13 protein-coding genes and 1 tRNA gene are annotated in these 15,091 nt (G+C 39.6%); 9 read left to right on the top strand and 5 right to left on the bottom strand.

The window, feature by feature from the left end:
* Window positions 1-204 precede the first annotated feature (204 nt).
* Window positions 205-2,634: a phenylalanine--tRNA ligase subunit beta gene (pheT, locus tag D9O48_RS01980; protein ID WP_126970053.1), complete on the top strand. Its 2,430-nt coding sequence runs from the start codon at window positions 205-207 to the stop codon at window positions 2,632-2,634.
* A gap of 86 nt (window positions 2,635-2,720) precedes the next feature.
* Entirely contained in the window at window positions 2,721-3,008 is a 288-nt protein-coding gene (locus D9O48_RS01975) for a hypothetical protein (protein WP_126970051.1), read from the top strand.
* Here D9O48_RS01975 and D9O48_RS01970 read toward each other — a convergent pair whose 3' ends face one another.
* Window positions 3,009-3,263 (bottom strand): hypothetical protein, encoded by a 255-nt coding sequence (locus tag D9O48_RS01970; RefSeq protein WP_126970049.1) that lies wholly within the window; start codon window positions 3,261-3,263, stop codon window positions 3,009-3,011.
* Window positions 3,264-3,372: 109 nt separating this feature from the next.
* Here D9O48_RS01970 and D9O48_RS01965 point away from each other — a divergent pair, with 109 nt between their 5' ends.
* The 6 genes from D9O48_RS01965 to D9O48_RS01940 all read left to right on the top strand — a co-directional run bounded on the left by D9O48_RS01965 (window position 3,373) and on the right by D9O48_RS01940 (window position 9,086).
* A complete protein-coding gene (locus tag D9O48_RS01965) occupies window positions 3,373-3,666 on the top strand; it encodes a cell division protein ZapA (protein ID WP_126970047.1) in 294 nt (97 codons plus the stop codon).
* 178 nt (window positions 3,667-3,844) lie between these two features.
* A complete protein-coding gene (rny, locus tag D9O48_RS01960; RefSeq protein ID WP_233589149.1) occupies window positions 3,845-5,395 on the top strand; it encodes a ribonuclease Y in 1,551 nt (516 codons plus the stop codon).
* Between the two features lie 115 nt (window positions 5,396-5,510).
* Window positions 5,511-5,882: a 50S ribosomal protein L19 gene (rplS, locus tag D9O48_RS01955; protein WP_126970044.1), complete on the top strand. Its 372-nt coding sequence runs from the start codon at window positions 5,511-5,513 to the stop codon at window positions 5,880-5,882.
* A 299-nt stretch (window positions 5,883-6,181) separates the two neighbouring features.
* On the top strand, window positions 6,182-6,406 hold the full coding sequence (locus D9O48_RS01950) for a Sec-independent protein translocase subunit TatA/TatB (RefSeq protein WP_126970042.1): 225 nt from the start codon (window positions 6,182-6,184) through the stop codon (window positions 6,404-6,406).
* A 47-nt stretch (window positions 6,407-6,453) separates the two neighbouring features.
* Window positions 6,454-7,914, top strand: coding sequence for an Asp-tRNA(Asn)/Glu-tRNA(Gln) amidotransferase subunit GatA (gene gatA, locus D9O48_RS01945; protein WP_126970040.1), 1,461 nt, complete (start codon window positions 6,454-6,456; stop codon window positions 7,912-7,914).
* A 92-nt stretch (window positions 7,915-8,006) separates the two neighbouring features.
* Window positions 8,007-9,086, top strand: coding sequence for a lytic transglycosylase domain-containing protein (locus D9O48_RS01940; protein WP_126970038.1), 1,080 nt, complete (start codon window positions 8,007-8,009; stop codon window positions 9,084-9,086).
* A gap of 39 nt (window positions 9,087-9,125) precedes the next feature.
* Here the strand turns inward: D9O48_RS01940 and D9O48_RS01935 are convergent, their stop codons facing one another.
* The 4 genes from D9O48_RS01935 to D9O48_RS01920 all read right to left on the bottom strand — a co-directional run bounded on the left by D9O48_RS01935 (window position 9,126) and on the right by D9O48_RS01920 (window position 14,758).
* Window positions 9,126-10,406 carry a chorismate-binding protein gene (locus D9O48_RS01935; RefSeq protein ID WP_158624789.1) on the bottom strand — a complete coding sequence of 427 codons (1,281 nt, stop codon included), beginning with the start codon at window positions 10,404-10,406 and terminating at the stop codon, window positions 9,126-9,128.
* Window positions 10,407-10,416: 10 nt separating this feature from the next.
* Window positions 10,417-10,890 (bottom strand): hypothetical protein, encoded by a 474-nt coding sequence (locus D9O48_RS18710; protein ID WP_158624788.1) that lies wholly within the window; start codon window positions 10,888-10,890, stop codon window positions 10,417-10,419.
* Between the two features lie 164 nt (window positions 10,891-11,054).
* A complete protein-coding gene (locus D9O48_RS01925) occupies window positions 11,055-12,320 on the bottom strand; it encodes an adenylosuccinate synthase (protein WP_126970034.1) in 1,266 nt (421 codons plus the stop codon).
* A gap of 212 nt (window positions 12,321-12,532) precedes the next feature.
* On the bottom strand, window positions 12,533-14,758 hold the full coding sequence (locus tag D9O48_RS01920; protein WP_126970032.1) for a RelA/SpoT family protein: 2,226 nt from the start codon (window positions 14,756-14,758) through the stop codon (window positions 12,533-12,535).
* A gap of 120 nt (window positions 14,759-14,878) precedes the next feature.
* Here D9O48_RS01920 and D9O48_RS01915 point away from each other — a divergent pair.
* A tRNA-Leu gene (locus D9O48_RS01915) sits at window positions 14,879-14,960 on the top strand.
* The last annotated feature ends 131 nt before the right edge of the window (window positions 14,961-15,091 follow it).

Below are 15,091 nucleotides of genomic sequence, written 5' to 3'. Positions count from 1 at the left end.
CATCAGCAAACATACCCGGCAATATGCTTCTTTCAACTGCTCCCCGGGTTGAAGTCTCCTCAACTACTGCAAATCAATCATTGGAATATGTTTATTATAGATTATAACATAATGCAACGAATGATGTATTTAATTTATCACTCATAATAGAGTAAAAACTCAAGCTCTAAAACATTATCTTTGCCGTGATTTAAGAAGAACACAATGACAATTTCATATAATTGGTTACAACAATACCTTCCATCGGAAGTAGAGCCTGAGCGTTTGAGTAAAATTTTAACCGCTGTAGGTCTGGAAGTAGAAAGCTTAGAAGCATACGAAAGTTTAAAGGGCGGACTAAAAGGTTTGGTGATTGGCCAGGTAATCACTTGTGAAAAACACCCCAATGCTGATAAACTTTCCGTAACAACTGTAGATATCGGTAGTGGGGAACCGCTTCAGATTGTTTGCGGCGCACCAAACGTAGCTGCCGGTCAGAAAGTAATTGTAGCAACTGTAGGTGCTACGATTTATCCCAGCACAGGTGAACCGATGACCATGAAAAATGCAAAAATCAGAGGCGTAGAAAGCTTCGGCATGATTTGCGCTGAAGATGAGATCGGTTTGAGCGAAGATCACGCCGGAATTCTGGTATTGCCAGACACAGCAAAAGTTGGTACACCTGCCGCTCAATATTTCAAAATATATAATGACTGGGTGTTCGAAATTGGTTTAACACCTAACCGGATGGACGCTATGAGCCACCTTGGTGTTGCCCGTGACGTATGCGCTTACTTAACCCACCACGATAAAAAAGACAACCGCGTTCGCAGTCCTTTCAGCAACAACTTTCATCTCGACGAATCGCAAACACCTTTTGCAGTTGAAATCGCTAATCAGGAAGCATGTGAACGTTATGCCGGTATTTCTATCACCGGTGTAAAAGTGGAAGAAAGCCCTGAATGGTTACAAAACCGCCTGAGAGCTATCGGCCAAAGACCCATCAATAACATCGTAGACATTACAAACTATATACTGCACGAAACCGGGCAGCCGCTACATGCATTCGATGCGGCCAAGGTCAAAGGCAGAAAAATCATTGTTCAGAATGTTGCGGAAGGAACTCCGTTTGTTACTCTTGACAACAAAGAGCGTAAACTCAGCGCCGATGATCTGATGATTTGTAATGGTGAGGGCGAACCGATGTGTATCGCCGGTGTATTCGGAGGATTAGGATCAGGTGTAACCAACGACACTACAGAAATATTTCTGGAAAGTGCCTGGTTTAACCCGGTTACCACACGTAAAACATCTTTCCGTCACCAGCTGAGAACAGATGCTGCCACTCATTTTGAAAAAAATGTAGACATCAGCAACACTGTTCAGGTATTAAAACACGCAGCTGTGATGATCAAAGAAATCGCAGGCGGAAAAATCAGTTCTGAAATAGTGGATGTATACCCTGATCCGAAAGAAAAGGTTCAGATCGTATTAAAGTTCCATTACCTGAGAAAGCTGAGCGGAAAAAACTACCACTCCGATTCAGTGAAGAAGATACTGTCGAGCTTAGGTTTTGAAATTATTAAAGAAGGAATGGACGATCTGTGGGTAGCGGCTCCTTATAGCAAACCCGATGTAACACTGCCGGCGGATGTAGTAGAAGAAATTATGCGTATTGATGGTTTAGATAATATTGATATTCCTGTCAATATCACCTTATCACCTTCAATGGAAGCAGACGGATATAAAGCACTCACAAAACAAAAAGTTACTTATTACCTCGTATCACAAGGGTTTAATGAAATATTTACCAATTCTATTACCAATGCAGCTTATTATGATGCGGCAGAACTGGAGAATGCAGTGGTCTTATTAAACAACCTGAGTGCTAACCATAATATGATGCGCCCTTCCATGCTTGAAACAGGACTGGAAGCAGTAGCCCATAATATCAATAGAAAAAACAGCGACTTACAGTTTTTTGAATTCGGCAAAACCTATCATAAAACTGAAGAAGGAAAATATTACGAACAGGAACACCTTTGCTTATACCTTACCGGTAAAATCGGGGTAGACGGCTGGAACAGTAAAGCAAAAGAAGTAGATCACTTTTATCTGAAAGGCCTCGTACAACGTTTGATACAATTAACCGGTATTGATAAAGCCATATGGGAATTGGGTGAAGTGGCGAAGCTGAATGAAAGCATTATCGTAAAGTCTAAAAATCAACCGCTCATCAGTTTAGGTAAAGTTTCAGCGAAAGAGTTAAAACGATTTGATATCAAGCAAACTACCTATTTCATTGATATCAACTGGAAACTCTTGTTAGAACACATAGGTGGCAAACAAATTAAGATCAAAGAACTTCCTAAGCAATTACCGGTATATCGTGACCTGGCGCTGGTAGTGAGTCAGAACACAGCCTTTGCCCAATTTGAGCAGGTAGTAAGAAAACTAAAGCTCGATAAACTGAAAGAAGTAAAACTGTTCGATTTATTCGAAAGTGAGAAGTTAGGAAAAGATAAAAAATCACTGGCCCTTAACTTTACCTTCCTCGACGAACAACAAACGATGCTGGATGCTGAAATCAATGCGATGATGGATAAGATCATCAAGAGTTTCGAGAAGGAATTGCAGGCAGAGATTAGAAAATAAATTGAGTAGCCGGCAAATTGCCGGCTATTTTTCAATGGAGAATTCAAGCATTTTCATTAAATTGTAGAAGAAGATAATTGATAGCTATGACATCAGATGCCAGCGTAGTGAACAGAGTGATGCAAAAACTGCAGTTATTATTGCAGGAGTATCAGCAATTGCAGAAAGAGCAGGATCGTTTGTTGAAGCAAATCAGAGAATTAGAAGAAGAAAATGGGCTTCAGAAGCAGAAGTTAGATACAATGGAGGTTCAGTTAGCAGCATTAAATTCTGCCAAACCTTCTTTATCAGAAGAAGAAAAGAAGCAGTTGGAACGAAGATTACAACAGTATATAAAAGAAATAGAACGCTGTATCGCTTTATTAAGTGAATAGTCAGATTCGCTTCACCAATTGTAATGTGAGCGCATCATCTCCTTGAGAAAGTTCAAGCGTATATTTTCCGTAAGGCAAATCGTTTAAACCTTTCCAGGTTACCGTGCTCCCCTCTTTGGGCACTTTCGTTTCTAATCGGCTACATTCACATCCTTCTTCATTTTTGAGCACTGCGTGAATCGGTGTTTTCTCATTTGCTACTAAATCAAGCGTCAAAACATCAATAAAAGTGTTCGACTTGAGTTTTACGAACATTAGGATTTGGTTTTGGGTTCAATGGGTTAATGAGTTCAAATCAGAGTCTAAACAGCAAAAACCTGCTGTTGCTTAAACATAAGAAAAAAAATTGAAAATACCAACTAATATGGAGGCATTGATTCCTATAAATATCGTAATCGCCGATCGCAGTTATCGGATCAAAATCGCCCCGAAAGACGAAGAAGTGGTACGGCAGACACTTAAACTCATCAACGACAAGATCTTAGAGTTTAAAACGATGTATGCGGGCAAGGATATGCAAGATTATATATCGATGGTTATTTTATGGTATGCCACCTCACAGCAGGCCACTGCGCCGCTGGCCATTCAGGAGCTATGGAAGCAAGACCTTGAGCAGATGGAAAAGCTGATCGATAAAGCACTTACCAATAACGGTTAACAGGTTACCACGAAAAAAACTACTGAAATTGATGAAATTACCAACTCAATTTCAGATATTTAGAATAATTCCGCAGAAGCGTGAAAAAATGTGCTTATTTTCGCAAATAGCCACAATTTTAAACGATTGCAGTGATCAATACAAGAAAAATTAAAAACTAAACAGAACAATGGATTCGATGTATTATATAATTGGAGGGGTGGCTTTGCTGGTAGGAATCATCTTAGGAAAGTTCATATTTGCAAAAAACACCCAGAGAAAGATTGAAGAGGCGGAGCTACAGGCCAAAACCTTGTTAGCTGAATCTAAAACAAAAGCCGATAGCTACAAACAACAGAGAGAATTCGAGGCAAAAGAGAAATTTTTAGCACTGAAGTCTGAGTATGAGAAAGAAGTAAATGAAAGAAACAGAAAAATCAGTGAAGGCGAAAACAGACTTCGTCAAAAAGAACAAACCCTTTCTCAAAAAATAGAACAGGTTGAAAAACAAACTAAAGAAACAGATGTAATCAAAGAAAACCTCAATAAACAAATTGAGGTAGTGAATCAGAAAAAGCTGACTTTAGACAAAAGCCTCGACGAGCATACCAAAAAACTTGAAAAAATTGCTGGTTTAACAGCAGAAGAAGCTAAAATACAGCTTATTGAAGGTTTAAAACAGGAAGCACGTACGCAGGCATTGGCACTTCAACAGGAAATTATTGATGAAGCCAAACAAAAAGCCAATAAAGAAGCACGCAAAATTATTATTCAATCTATTCAGCGTACGGCTGCCGAGCAGGCTATTGAAAACTCAATCACTGTTTTCAACCTGGAAAGTGACGAAATTAAAGGTCAGATTATCGGTAGAGAAGGAAGAAACATCCGTGCAATTGAAGCTGCTACCGGTGTTGACTTAATCGTTGACGATACGCCGGAAGCCATTATTCTTTCATCTTTTGATCCGCTCAGAAGAGAAATTGCCCGTTTAAGTTTGCAACGACTGGTAGCAGACGGAAGAATTCACCCGGCACGTATTGAAGAAATCGTTGAAAAAACCCGCCGCCAGATCGAAGAGCAGGTAATGGAAATCGGTGAACGTACCGTTATAGAATTGGGTATTCACGGTTTACATAAAGAATTAGTACGTATCGTAGGTAAAATGAGGTTCCGTTCGTCTTACGGACAAAACCTATTAATGCACAGCCGTGAAGTAGCCAATTTATGTGGTATTATGGCAGCAGAACTCGGTTTGAATCCTAAACTGGCGAAACGTGCCGGTTTATTACACGATATCGGTAAGGTTCCTGATGAAGAAACAGAATTAAGCCACGCGTTATTAGGCGCAAAACTGGCTGAAAAATATGGCGAGAATCCGGCGGTAGTCAATGCCATCGGTGCGCACCACGATGAAATGGAAATGCAATATGTGATTTCACCGATTATACAAGCTTGTGACGCCATCAGCGGTGCGCGTCCGGGAGCCCGTCGTGAAATCATGCAACAGTACATTCAACGTATTAAAGAACTCGAAAATCTGGCAATGGCATACCAGGGCGTAGAAAAAGCTTATGCAATTCAAGCCGGTAGAGAATTAAGAGTAATCGTTGAAAGTGAAAAAGTTACAGATAACGATTCAGACAAATTATCATTCGAAATAGCTCAAAAAATACAAACCGAGATGACCTATCCGGGTCAGATCAAAGTTACGGTCATCCGTGAAAAACGCGCTGTGAACGTAGCACGTTAGAACAATCTTTATTGTAAAACCCTTTCGGTTCAGGCTGATTTTTTTTAAAAAAGTATTTTTTGTGGGTTTATTTAAAAAAAATCAATACCTTTGCCGTCCTTAAAATTTAGAAGTCATGAACGCAGTAGTTCAATTTGTACACGAGCAGTTAACACCTGCCAGAGAGTTCCCGAAATTCAAAGCTGGTGATAATATCACTGTAAATTATAAAATCGTGGAAGGTGGTAAAGAGCGTATTCAAAGTTTCCGTGGCGATGTTATCAAACGTCAGGGAACTGGTGCTACAGCTACTTTCACCGTACGTAAGATATCTGATGGTGTAGGAGTAGAGAGAACTTTCCCGATCTTCTCTCCTAACATTGATTCAATTGTGCAGAACAAAACCGGACGTGTTCGTCGCGCGAAATTGTATTTCCTGCGTGAGCGTAGCGGTAAAAGTGCCCGTATTAAAGAAAAACGCGTATCTGTATCTACTACCACTGCTTAATTTCAGTGTTCTACTGCTGATCAAGCATAATTATATTAACCTCTTTCCAAATAAGTTTGGAAAGAGGTTTTTGTTTTACCCCACGGCCCTTAACTCCTCACTTTCAGTAATATTCAGCCTCAAACAGTCATTTCCTTTAACTGAGATTAAGCTGATTCAATCATTTTGCCCACCAATTGAACCTTTTTCCACTAAGGTTTGTTTATTTTTTTTAAATTTTATTCTGAAAAATCACCCATCAATTCAATATTATTGATGTAGTTTTGTAGTACGTCGTCATTTATTTTAAACATGTTATTATGAGCAATAGTTTGCTTTTCTTATCAATGCCTGGTGGTTCTGAGTGGATCATCATCGTAATTGCCGTTCTAATCCTTTTTGGTGGTAGAAAAATTCCTGAATTTATGCGTGGAATCGGACGTGGTATTCGTGAGTTCAATGACGCGAAGAGCAACGTGAAAAAGGAAATTGAAGAAGGTATGAAAGAAAAAGATTCATCAAATAAAGAAACTTCTGCTTCTTAATTGAAGTAGAAGTTTTATGTTTTAGATCCTTAAATCCAAGACTGGCATTGTTTACTCCATTTCAATCGATCGAAGCTTATCAAAAGGCATTAGTGGCAGGTACGACAACTTGTGTGGCAGCAGTTGAATATTATATTTCAAACATTCAAAAAAATGCCCACCTGAATGCTTTTACCCATACTTACTTTGAAGAAGCGCTTGAAAAAGCTAAAGAACTGGATCTGCAACGCCACTCTGTTACCTCCTTATCTCCGCTGCATGGCGTAGTCGTTGCCTTAAAAGATGTTATCTGCTACAAAGACCATCCTGTTACTGCCAGCTCAAAAATACTCTCTGGTTTTCAATCACTTTATAATGCTACTGCAGTTGAAAAACTGCTGCAGGCAGGTGCTGTCATTATTGGAAATACCAATTGTGATGAATTTGCTATGGGCTCTACAAACGAAAATTCTTTCTACGGCAAAGTATTGAATGCTATTGATGAAAGCAGAGTTCCCGGTGGTAGCTCAGGCGGAGCAGCAGTTGCTGTTCAGGCTGATTTGTGCATGGTAAGCCTTGGCTCTGATACCGGAGGATCGGTAAGGCAGCCGGCAGACTTCTGTGGCATCGTCGGTTTAAAGCCAAGTTACGGCCGTATTTCAAGATACGGTTTACTTGCCTACGCTTCCTCATTCGACCAGATAGGCATTTTTGCTAAAAATATTCCTGATGTAGCCCTCGTATTGGAACAAATTGCCGGGCCGGATACCTATGACAGTACTGTAGCTCAGGTAGAGGTTCCTGCTTATTCAAAAGAACTGGACACCGCTAAAGCAGGTAAAAAAATTGCTTATTTCAAGGAAGCACTCGAATCAGATGCCCTCGACCCTGAAATAAAAGAACAAATTCTGCGTTTTATTAAAGAACTGCAGGCAGACGGATATACGGTAGAACCGGTAAATTTTGAATTTTTAGACTATATCGTACCTACTTATTATATCCTCACCACTGCCGAAGCCTCATCGAACTTATCAAGGTACGATGGCGTTCGTTATGGTTATCGGGTAAATTTAGCCCCCGACAAAAAAATTTCTTTAGAAGATTTTTATAAAATTAACCGATCTGAAGGTTTTGGCTGGGAAGTCAAAAAACGCATTTTACTCGGAACTTTTGTCTTGAGTGAAGGCTATTTTGATGCCTATTTTACCAAAGCCCAACAAGTGCGTCAATTATTGAAACAAAAAACCGAACTGATATTCAGGCAGTTTGACGCCCTTATTTTACCCACCTCCCCCTCCACTGCTTTTAAAATCGGGGAAAAGACAAATGACCCAATTGAGATGTATTTGGCTGACATTTTTACAGTCTTTGCTAACCTTGTGGGGGTTCCCGGTATTTCCGTTCCGCTTTTTTGGCACAAAAATGGGATGCCATATGGCATTCAGATTATGACTTCTCAGTTTTCCGAGCTATCTTTGCTTCGCTTATCGCATCAATGGATGTTGAAATACCGAGCTACCGGAAATTAATTGAGAACCTAATCATCGACGCCTACCGGTAGTTTTGGAAGATAAAAAATCCATATCGAAGGGTCGATATTGTTGTGCAAATCAAAAAATAAATGAAAAGAAAAGCTTTAATTGCCAGTACGGTTTCGCTGGTATGGCTTCTTACATTTGTGTTCACTTATAATACAAATGCTATAGCGGCTAATACAACAAACAGTGGAGCTGTCGACAATTACCCCTTACAGCTCATTTTGAATGATTCCAACTATAGGATCAAAGCATACGCAGATACTTTGTATCATGAAAATGATATGAAAGATTATCTGAATGAGCCGAACGTTCTCATGAACCCTGCCGCGGTAGACTTCGTAGAGAACTTCAAAAATAATCACTCAAAGTATTATTTAAACATTCGCGCCAATAAATACGCGCACCTTCTGACAATTGAAAATATTTTAGAAGGATATGGTTTACCCTCTGAGTTGAAATACTTAGCCGTTATCGAGTCTAAGTTGAACATGAACGCAGTTTCAAAGGCCGGAGCAGTGGGCCCATGGCAATTTATGCCTACCACCGCTAAATATTTAGGACTGAAAATCGCTAAAAATATCGACGAAAGAAAAGATATTAAAAAAAGCACCCACGCAGCCGCTAAGTACCTGAGAGACTTATACAACGAATACGGAGACTGGCTTCTAGTACTGGCTGCTTATAATGGCGGGCCTGGAAGTGTTAACAAAGCTATTCGTTTAAGCGGGTCGAAAGACTTCTGGTCATTACAGCAATTTTTGCCTCGTGAAACCAGAAATCATGTAAAGAAATACATTGCTACTCATTATATATATGAAGATAAAGGTAGCCTTGTAACTTTAACAAGAGAAGAAACTATCGAACAAATCGGCATTACCGCCACTTACTTGTTGAACAGAAAACTTTCAGACGAAGAAAAACTGAATGTAGAAGTGATTACCGTTGATAACTCTTTAAAATCTGATGTTATCGCCGGTTTAGTTGATATGGAATTGAAAGATTTCAACAGATACAATCCTAAGTTCGACAAATACCTGGCTCTTTCAGAAGTGTATGATATGTATCTGCCTTCAGAAAAAATGCACTTATTTGTAAATAAAAAAGATTCTATACAACCTTCTGCCAGCGAAACTGCTGTAATTGAGGGTTATGCTACCAAGTAGTGAATAACAGGGGTAACACATAAAAAAAGTGCCGGTTCCTTATGGAGCCAGCACTTTTTTTATGTTTGCAATTTTCAATTCGCATTCTTCCCACTCCTTTTCAGCATCCGAGTAAATAGTTATACCTGCACCGGCCGGAAAACAGACATAACCAGACTGCTTATTATATAAGATACTTCTGATAACCACATTAAAGTCGAAATCACTATCCGGTTGTAAATAGCCGATACTTCCCGAGAATAATCCCCGCGGTTGTTTTTCAAACTTTTCTGTAAGGGCCAGCACCGTTTTTTTCGGTGCACCGGTCATTGAACCCATCGGATAACATTTTTCAATAGCCTTACCCCAGTCTTTCTCATTTTCCAACTCACCTGTCACTGTTGAAATTAACTGGTGTACATGCGGAAAACTGTACAAAGCCATCATTTCTTCCACTTTTACAGATCCGGGCTTGCAAACCATTGACAAATCGTTGCGAACCAGGTCTACAATCATCACATTCTCAGCCTGATCTTTAGCCGAATGCAACAATTGTTGTTGCAAGCGGTCATCCAACTGCTGATCTGCTGCCCGCTGAATAGTTCCTTTGATTGGCTGAGAGCGCAATACGGTAGCTTTCTTTTGCAAAAACCGTTCAGGTGAAGCAGAAATCAGGTATTGATCAAAATACCGGTAATAAGCCGCAAACGGGCTGGGATTGGACGCTGAGATAGCAAGATACAGGGCAAGTGGGTCTAAGCAGGCATTTTCAGCATAAAAAGCAGTACAATAGTTCATTTCGTAACAATCTCCCCGCTGAATATGCTGTTGAATAGCTTCAATTGTTTGAATAAAAGTCTCTTTCGTTTCAATACATCTGATTTCCACTTCTGCTGGCTCTGCAGCAGCAGCAGATGGTGCTGAAGCCTGAATACTTTCAAATATCTCTGCCGGATCGGCGACGATTGAACCGATTGTCAGTTGATTATCTTTTAGTAGAATAATAGTATCGGGCCTGAAAAAATGGGCTACCGGAAAAGCGACCGGGTGTTCAGGAGGTTGCTGCTGGTTCGCTTCAAAGTTAAAATGCCCCAGGTACCAGTCGGGAATTGTTTCATGTAAATGCTGAAGTTCCTGGAAACAATACTGTGGAGAAAGCAGATGACTATGGTGCGTAGACTGACTCACCCCTGCAATCCATTCTGCACGGGTATGTTTTTGTTGATACAAATGATTATCTAATAAACAAGAAATGCTGAATGGTTTCATCCAATTCAGCATTTTTGTTTTAAATATTGTAAAATCAACAACTTCAAAGTTTTGATAAACTCTATCCTTCATTTCTAATGAATTAGAACATATCATCATCGTCATCGAATCCTGAATCGTTGAACAGATCTAAATCTTTAAAGTCTTCATCTAATCCAAGATCATCATCGTCTTCATTTTTACTTCCTTTACCTCTGCCCGTGCCGGTTCCACCGGATTTTTTGGTTTTTGATCTGGGTAAATCAAATTCCTCAAAATCAGGATCCCAACTATCATCTTCGTCAGGTTTGTTCCAATCATCATCATCCAGGTCATCCCCGTCCTCATCATCGTCATCCTCTTCTTCGCCTTCTTCGTCGTCTTTTGACTTTTTAGATGATTTACCAGCTTTCTTAGGAGCTTTTACATTTAGCTCTTCCTCTTCCAGTTCGTCATCCTCTTCATCATCTTCTAATTGTTTCTTGCTTTTGGAAGAAGCTTTTTTTGGCTCATCCTTAGAAGACTTTGGTGCAGGAGTGCCGCTGGTCTTGTTTGCTTTTACAGATTTTGCTGCCATAGTCTATTAAGATTGTTGATGTAAAATTTCAGCGAAGTTTTTAATTCGCCAAACTTTTTGATCAAAAAATTTTTAAGCTAATAAAAGATAGTTTATTGTTAAAAAAATATGACTTTTTCTATTAGATTTCAAAAAAAAACCTGTTTGAAATCTTCTTTTTTTAATTATTTTATTTCAATTAACTGATCACGTCCTGGTCCGTTTGAAACATAGTTCACGCTGACTCCTAAATATTCATGAATAAACCCGATATATTCATTCATCACACCAGGTAATTCAGCTGCAGTTTTTAATGCAGATGAATCGATTTTCCAACCTTTGAAAGTTTTATAAACCGGATCGATTTGCATTTTTGCCATCTGGAAAGGAATCTGGTCTGTTTCTTTTCCGTCTATTTTATAAGACACACAAACATCCAGTTCGTCAAATGCATCCAGTACATCGGCTTTGGTCATTACCAGTTTGGTAACACCGTTGATCATGCAGGCAAATTTCAAAGCTACGAGGTCAATCCATCCACAACGGCGAGGTCTACCCGTAGTTGCACCAAACTCACCACCTATTTTTCTTAATTCTTCGCCTGTTTCATTAAATAACTCTGTTGGGAAAGGGCCCGAACCTACTCTTGTACAATAAGCTTTGGTAACACCGATTACTTCGCGGATTTTTTGCGGAGCGATACCCAATCCTGTACAAACACCTGCAGAAATCGTATTAGATGAAGTTACAAACGGGAATGTTCCGAAATCAACATCCAACATTGACCCTTGTGCACCTTCAGCCAAAACGGTTTTTCCAGCATTTAATTGTTCATTAATCCAATATTCACCGTTAACGATTTTGAAGGTTTTCAAAAATTCAATCGCTGTGAAAAACTCATTTTCCCAGGCTGTAATTTCTTCATCAAAATCATTTCCTTTGATTAACTCAAGATGTTTTGCTTTCAGCTTTTCATAATGAGCCATGAAATCTTTATCTAAAATATCGCCTACTCTCAAAGCATTTCTACCGGTTTTATCCATATAAGCCGGGCCGATTCCTTTTAAAGTAGAACCAATTTTATCATTTCCTTTTGCCAGCTCAGATGCTTTGTCCAATGCTCTGTGTGTCGGCAGGATCAGATTGGTTCTTTGAGCGATATATAAATTTTTTCTATAATCTACTCCAAACGCTGCAACGCTTTCACACTCTTTTTTAAATGTAACAGCATCCAACACTACACCATTACCAATCAGATTGAGCGTATTCTGGTGAAAGATTCCTGAAGGAATCTGGTGTAAAACCACTTTTTTACCTTCTACATATAATGTGTGTCCTGCATTAGGACCTCCCTGGAAACGAGCAATAATATCATACTTAGGAGCAAAATAGTCCACTATCTTCCCTTTACCTTCATCGCCCCATTGAAGGCCTAACAATACGTCAACCATTGAGTTCAATATTTGAGTTGTTTAATTTAAAGCGCAAAAATAGTCGAACGCCGTAAAAGCGAGAAATAACCTGCGTACTTTATTTCTTAGACCAAAATGCAAAAATGAGGATTTCTAAACTGATGAACAAAGAAAAGTGAATATATAATTATTAGTGCTGTAATAGCGTGTGAAACAGCCTCAATAGAGGCTGTTTCACACGCTATTGTATTTTATTCTGTATCGTAGCGGTCAACGGTTTCAATACCCGGTAAATCTTTTAAACTGGTTACTAATTCATCCAGCTCTTCTTTATCATGTACAAACACTTTCAGATTTCCCAAAAACACACCTTCTTTGGCTTCGATGGTCATAGCACTGATATTGATGCGCAATTCGCCCGAAATAAGGTTCGTGATTTTGTGAATAACGCCCACATCATCGAGTCCAACGATCTTCAAGCCGGTCAGGAATGAAATTTCCTTATTTCTTGCCCACTTGGTTTTCACAACGCGGTGGCCGTAGTTTGCCATTAAGCGGGCAGCGTTCGGGCAATTCGTGCGGTGAATGGTTAATCCTTTACCGGTTGTTACGAAGCCGAAAACGTCATCCCCCGGAATCGGTTTACAACAGTTTGCGAGGTTGTACACTACTTTATCGCTGCTTTCACCGAAAATGATCAGTTCTGAATCTTTTTTTGATAAGTGAGCTGGTTCGTGCCTTTCTTCGATAACAGGTTTTTCCACTTTTGGTGGTTCTAACCGGTCGCCTAAAATATGAAACTCTTTTAATTCTTTCAGATCCAGCTGCTTTACTGCGATCTGGTAGAATAAATCAAGTTGCGATTGTAACTTATAGAAGTAGGTTAAGGTATCAATATTGGTCTGATTAAAGCCGGCGCCCATCCCTTCCAATTTTTTCTGAAGGGTATATTTTCCATCTTCAGCGATCTTCCGTTTCTCTTCTTTCAGTGCATCTTTGATTTTTGCTTTCGCCTTGGCGGTAACCACAATACCCAGCCAGTCTTCATTCGGTTTTTGTTTCGAAGAAGTAATAATTTCTACCTGATCACCGCTATTGAGCTTATGTGATATCGGAACGAGTTTATGATTCACCTTTGCACCGATACACTGCGACCCTACCATACTGTGGATACTGAAGGCAAAATCGAGTGCAGTGGAACCCACAGGTAACATTTTCAAATCACCTTTAGGCGTATAGATATAGATTTCCTCGGCGAGGAAACTCATTTTAAAATCCTGTAAGAAATCGATAGAATCGGAGTCTTGCGAGTTAATGGCTTCGCGTATCTGCTGGAACCATTTATCAAAACGGGATTCATGCGAAACATCTTCTTTATACTTCCAGTGTGCTGCCAGGCCCTTTTCAGCGATTTCGTTCATCCGTTTAGTTCTGATCTGCACTTCTACCCACTTGCCGAGCGGCCCCATTACGGTTGTATGCAGCGCTTCATAGCCGTTTGCTTTTGGATTACTCAGCCAGTCGCGCATGCGGTCGGGCTGTAAAGTATATTCATCAGAAATAATAGAATAAACTTTCCAGCAGGCTTCTTTTTCTTTTTCCTGAGGAACTTCTAAGATAATACGGATAGCAAAAAGGTCGTACACTTCTTCAAAAGTGACTCCCTTTTTTTTCATTTTGTTCCAAATGGAATGAATACTTTTCGGGCGGCCGTAAATTTCAAAATCATAACCGGTTTGTTCAATCCGTTCTTTCAGCGGGCGGATAAATTCATTGATATAGCGTGTTCTTTCACGTTTTGTTTCAGCCAGTTTTTTGGCAATTTCGCGATAAGCATCCGGCTCGAGGTATTTCATTGAAAGGTCTTCGAGCTCGGTTTTCATACTATACAAACCCATCCGATGCGCCAAAGGTGCATATACAAAGATGGTTTCCGAAGCTATCTTCAACTGCTTTTCACGTTTCATTGAATCCATCGTTCGCATATTATGCAAACGATCGGCAAGTTTAATCAGAATAACACGAGGATCATCTGTTAGTGTGAAAAGGATTTTTTTAAAGTTTTCAGCCTGTTGCGAAGCATTTACATCAACAACGGTGGCTATTTTTGTAAGTCCGTCTACAATTTTTGCAATCTCTTCACCAAACTCGCGACGGATATCTTCTAAAGTAAGATCCGTATCTTCCACGGTATCATGCAGTAAAGCACAGATAGAGGAACGAATACCCAGCCCTATTTCTTCAACGCCGATTTTTGCAACTGCAAGCGGATGTAAGATATATGGTTCACCAGATTTCCGACGCATGGTTTGATGCGCTTCTGCGCTCATTTCAAATGCATGTCTCAATAATTTTCTATCACCGGGTTTGAGTTTAGCTTTCAGAGACCTCAAAAGAGCACGGTATTCCCGAAGAATCAATTTCTTTTCTTGTTCTTCATTCAAGTTATACTTTGGTATCGCTGCTACTGTATCCATTCGATTAATTATCAGTACGAATTTATAAAGAAAGTTTTCTTTTTTTCGAATTTATTATTTAGCTTTGCATTCCCATTCAGAAAAATGGGTAGCAAACCCGCTCTTTATTTTTTTTTATATGCGCATGTGGCGTAATTGGTAGCCGCGCTAGACTTAGGATCTAGTGCCGTGAGGCGTGGGGGTTCGAGTCCCTCCATGCGCACAGACACCCGATATAATTAAATTGTATCGGGTTTTTTTATGCCCATACCTGCATTTACAACGAAAACTCCATGAAAAAATTGAACGTCTACATTTTAAAGAGGTATATAAAAGTTACGAAATTTTTTTGAA

The organism is Gynurincola endophyticus, from assembly GCF_003991195.1.
Lineage (GTDB): Bacteria > Bacteroidota > Bacteroidia > Chitinophagales > Chitinophagaceae > Gynurincola > Gynurincola endophyticus.
Note: the sequence above shows the minus strand (reverse complement) of the source record. Positions and strands in the feature narration are given on the sequence as shown.

Excerpts from the sequence above, each read along its gene's own strand:
- D9O48_RS01940 (WP_126970038.1), top strand. The coding sequence starts at position 8,007 with ATGAAAAGAAAAGCTTTAATTGCCAGTACGGTTTCGCTGGTATGGCTT.
- pheT (WP_126970053.1), top strand. The coding sequence starts at position 205 with ATGACAATTTCATATAATTGGTTACAACAATACCTTCCATCGGAAGTA.
- rny (WP_233589149.1), top strand. The coding sequence starts at position 3,845 with ATGTATTATATAATTGGAGGGGTGGCTTTGCTGGTAGGAATCATCTTA.
- rplS (WP_126970044.1), top strand. The coding sequence starts at position 5,511 with ATGAACGCAGTAGTTCAATTTGTACACGAGCAGTTAACACCTGCCAGA.
- D9O48_RS01925 (WP_126970034.1), bottom strand. The coding sequence starts at position 12,320 with ATGGTTGACGTATTGTTAGGCCTTCAATGGGGCGATGAAGGTAAAGGG.
- D9O48_RS01965 (WP_126970047.1), top strand. The coding sequence starts at position 3,373 with ATGGAGGCATTGATTCCTATAAATATCGTAATCGCCGATCGCAGTTAT.
- D9O48_RS01920 (WP_126970032.1), bottom strand. The coding sequence starts at position 14,758 with ATGGATACAGTAGCAGCGATACCAAAGTATAACTTGAATGAAGAACAA.
- D9O48_RS18710 (WP_158624788.1), bottom strand. The coding sequence starts at position 10,890 with ATGGCAGCAAAATCTGTAAAAGCAAACAAGACCAGCGGCACTCCTGCA.
- D9O48_RS01970 (WP_126970049.1), bottom strand. The coding sequence starts at position 3,263 with ATGTTCGTAAAACTCAAGTCGAACACTTTTATTGATGTTTTGACGCTT.
- D9O48_RS01975 (WP_126970051.1), top strand. The coding sequence starts at position 2,721 with ATGACATCAGATGCCAGCGTAGTGAACAGAGTGATGCAAAAACTGCAG.
- D9O48_RS01935 (WP_158624789.1), bottom strand. The coding sequence starts at position 10,406 with ATGAAGGATAGAGTTTATCAAAACTTTGAAGTTGTTGATTTTACAATA.
- D9O48_RS01950 (WP_126970042.1), top strand. The coding sequence starts at position 6,182 with ATGAGCAATAGTTTGCTTTTCTTATCAATGCCTGGTGGTTCTGAGTGG.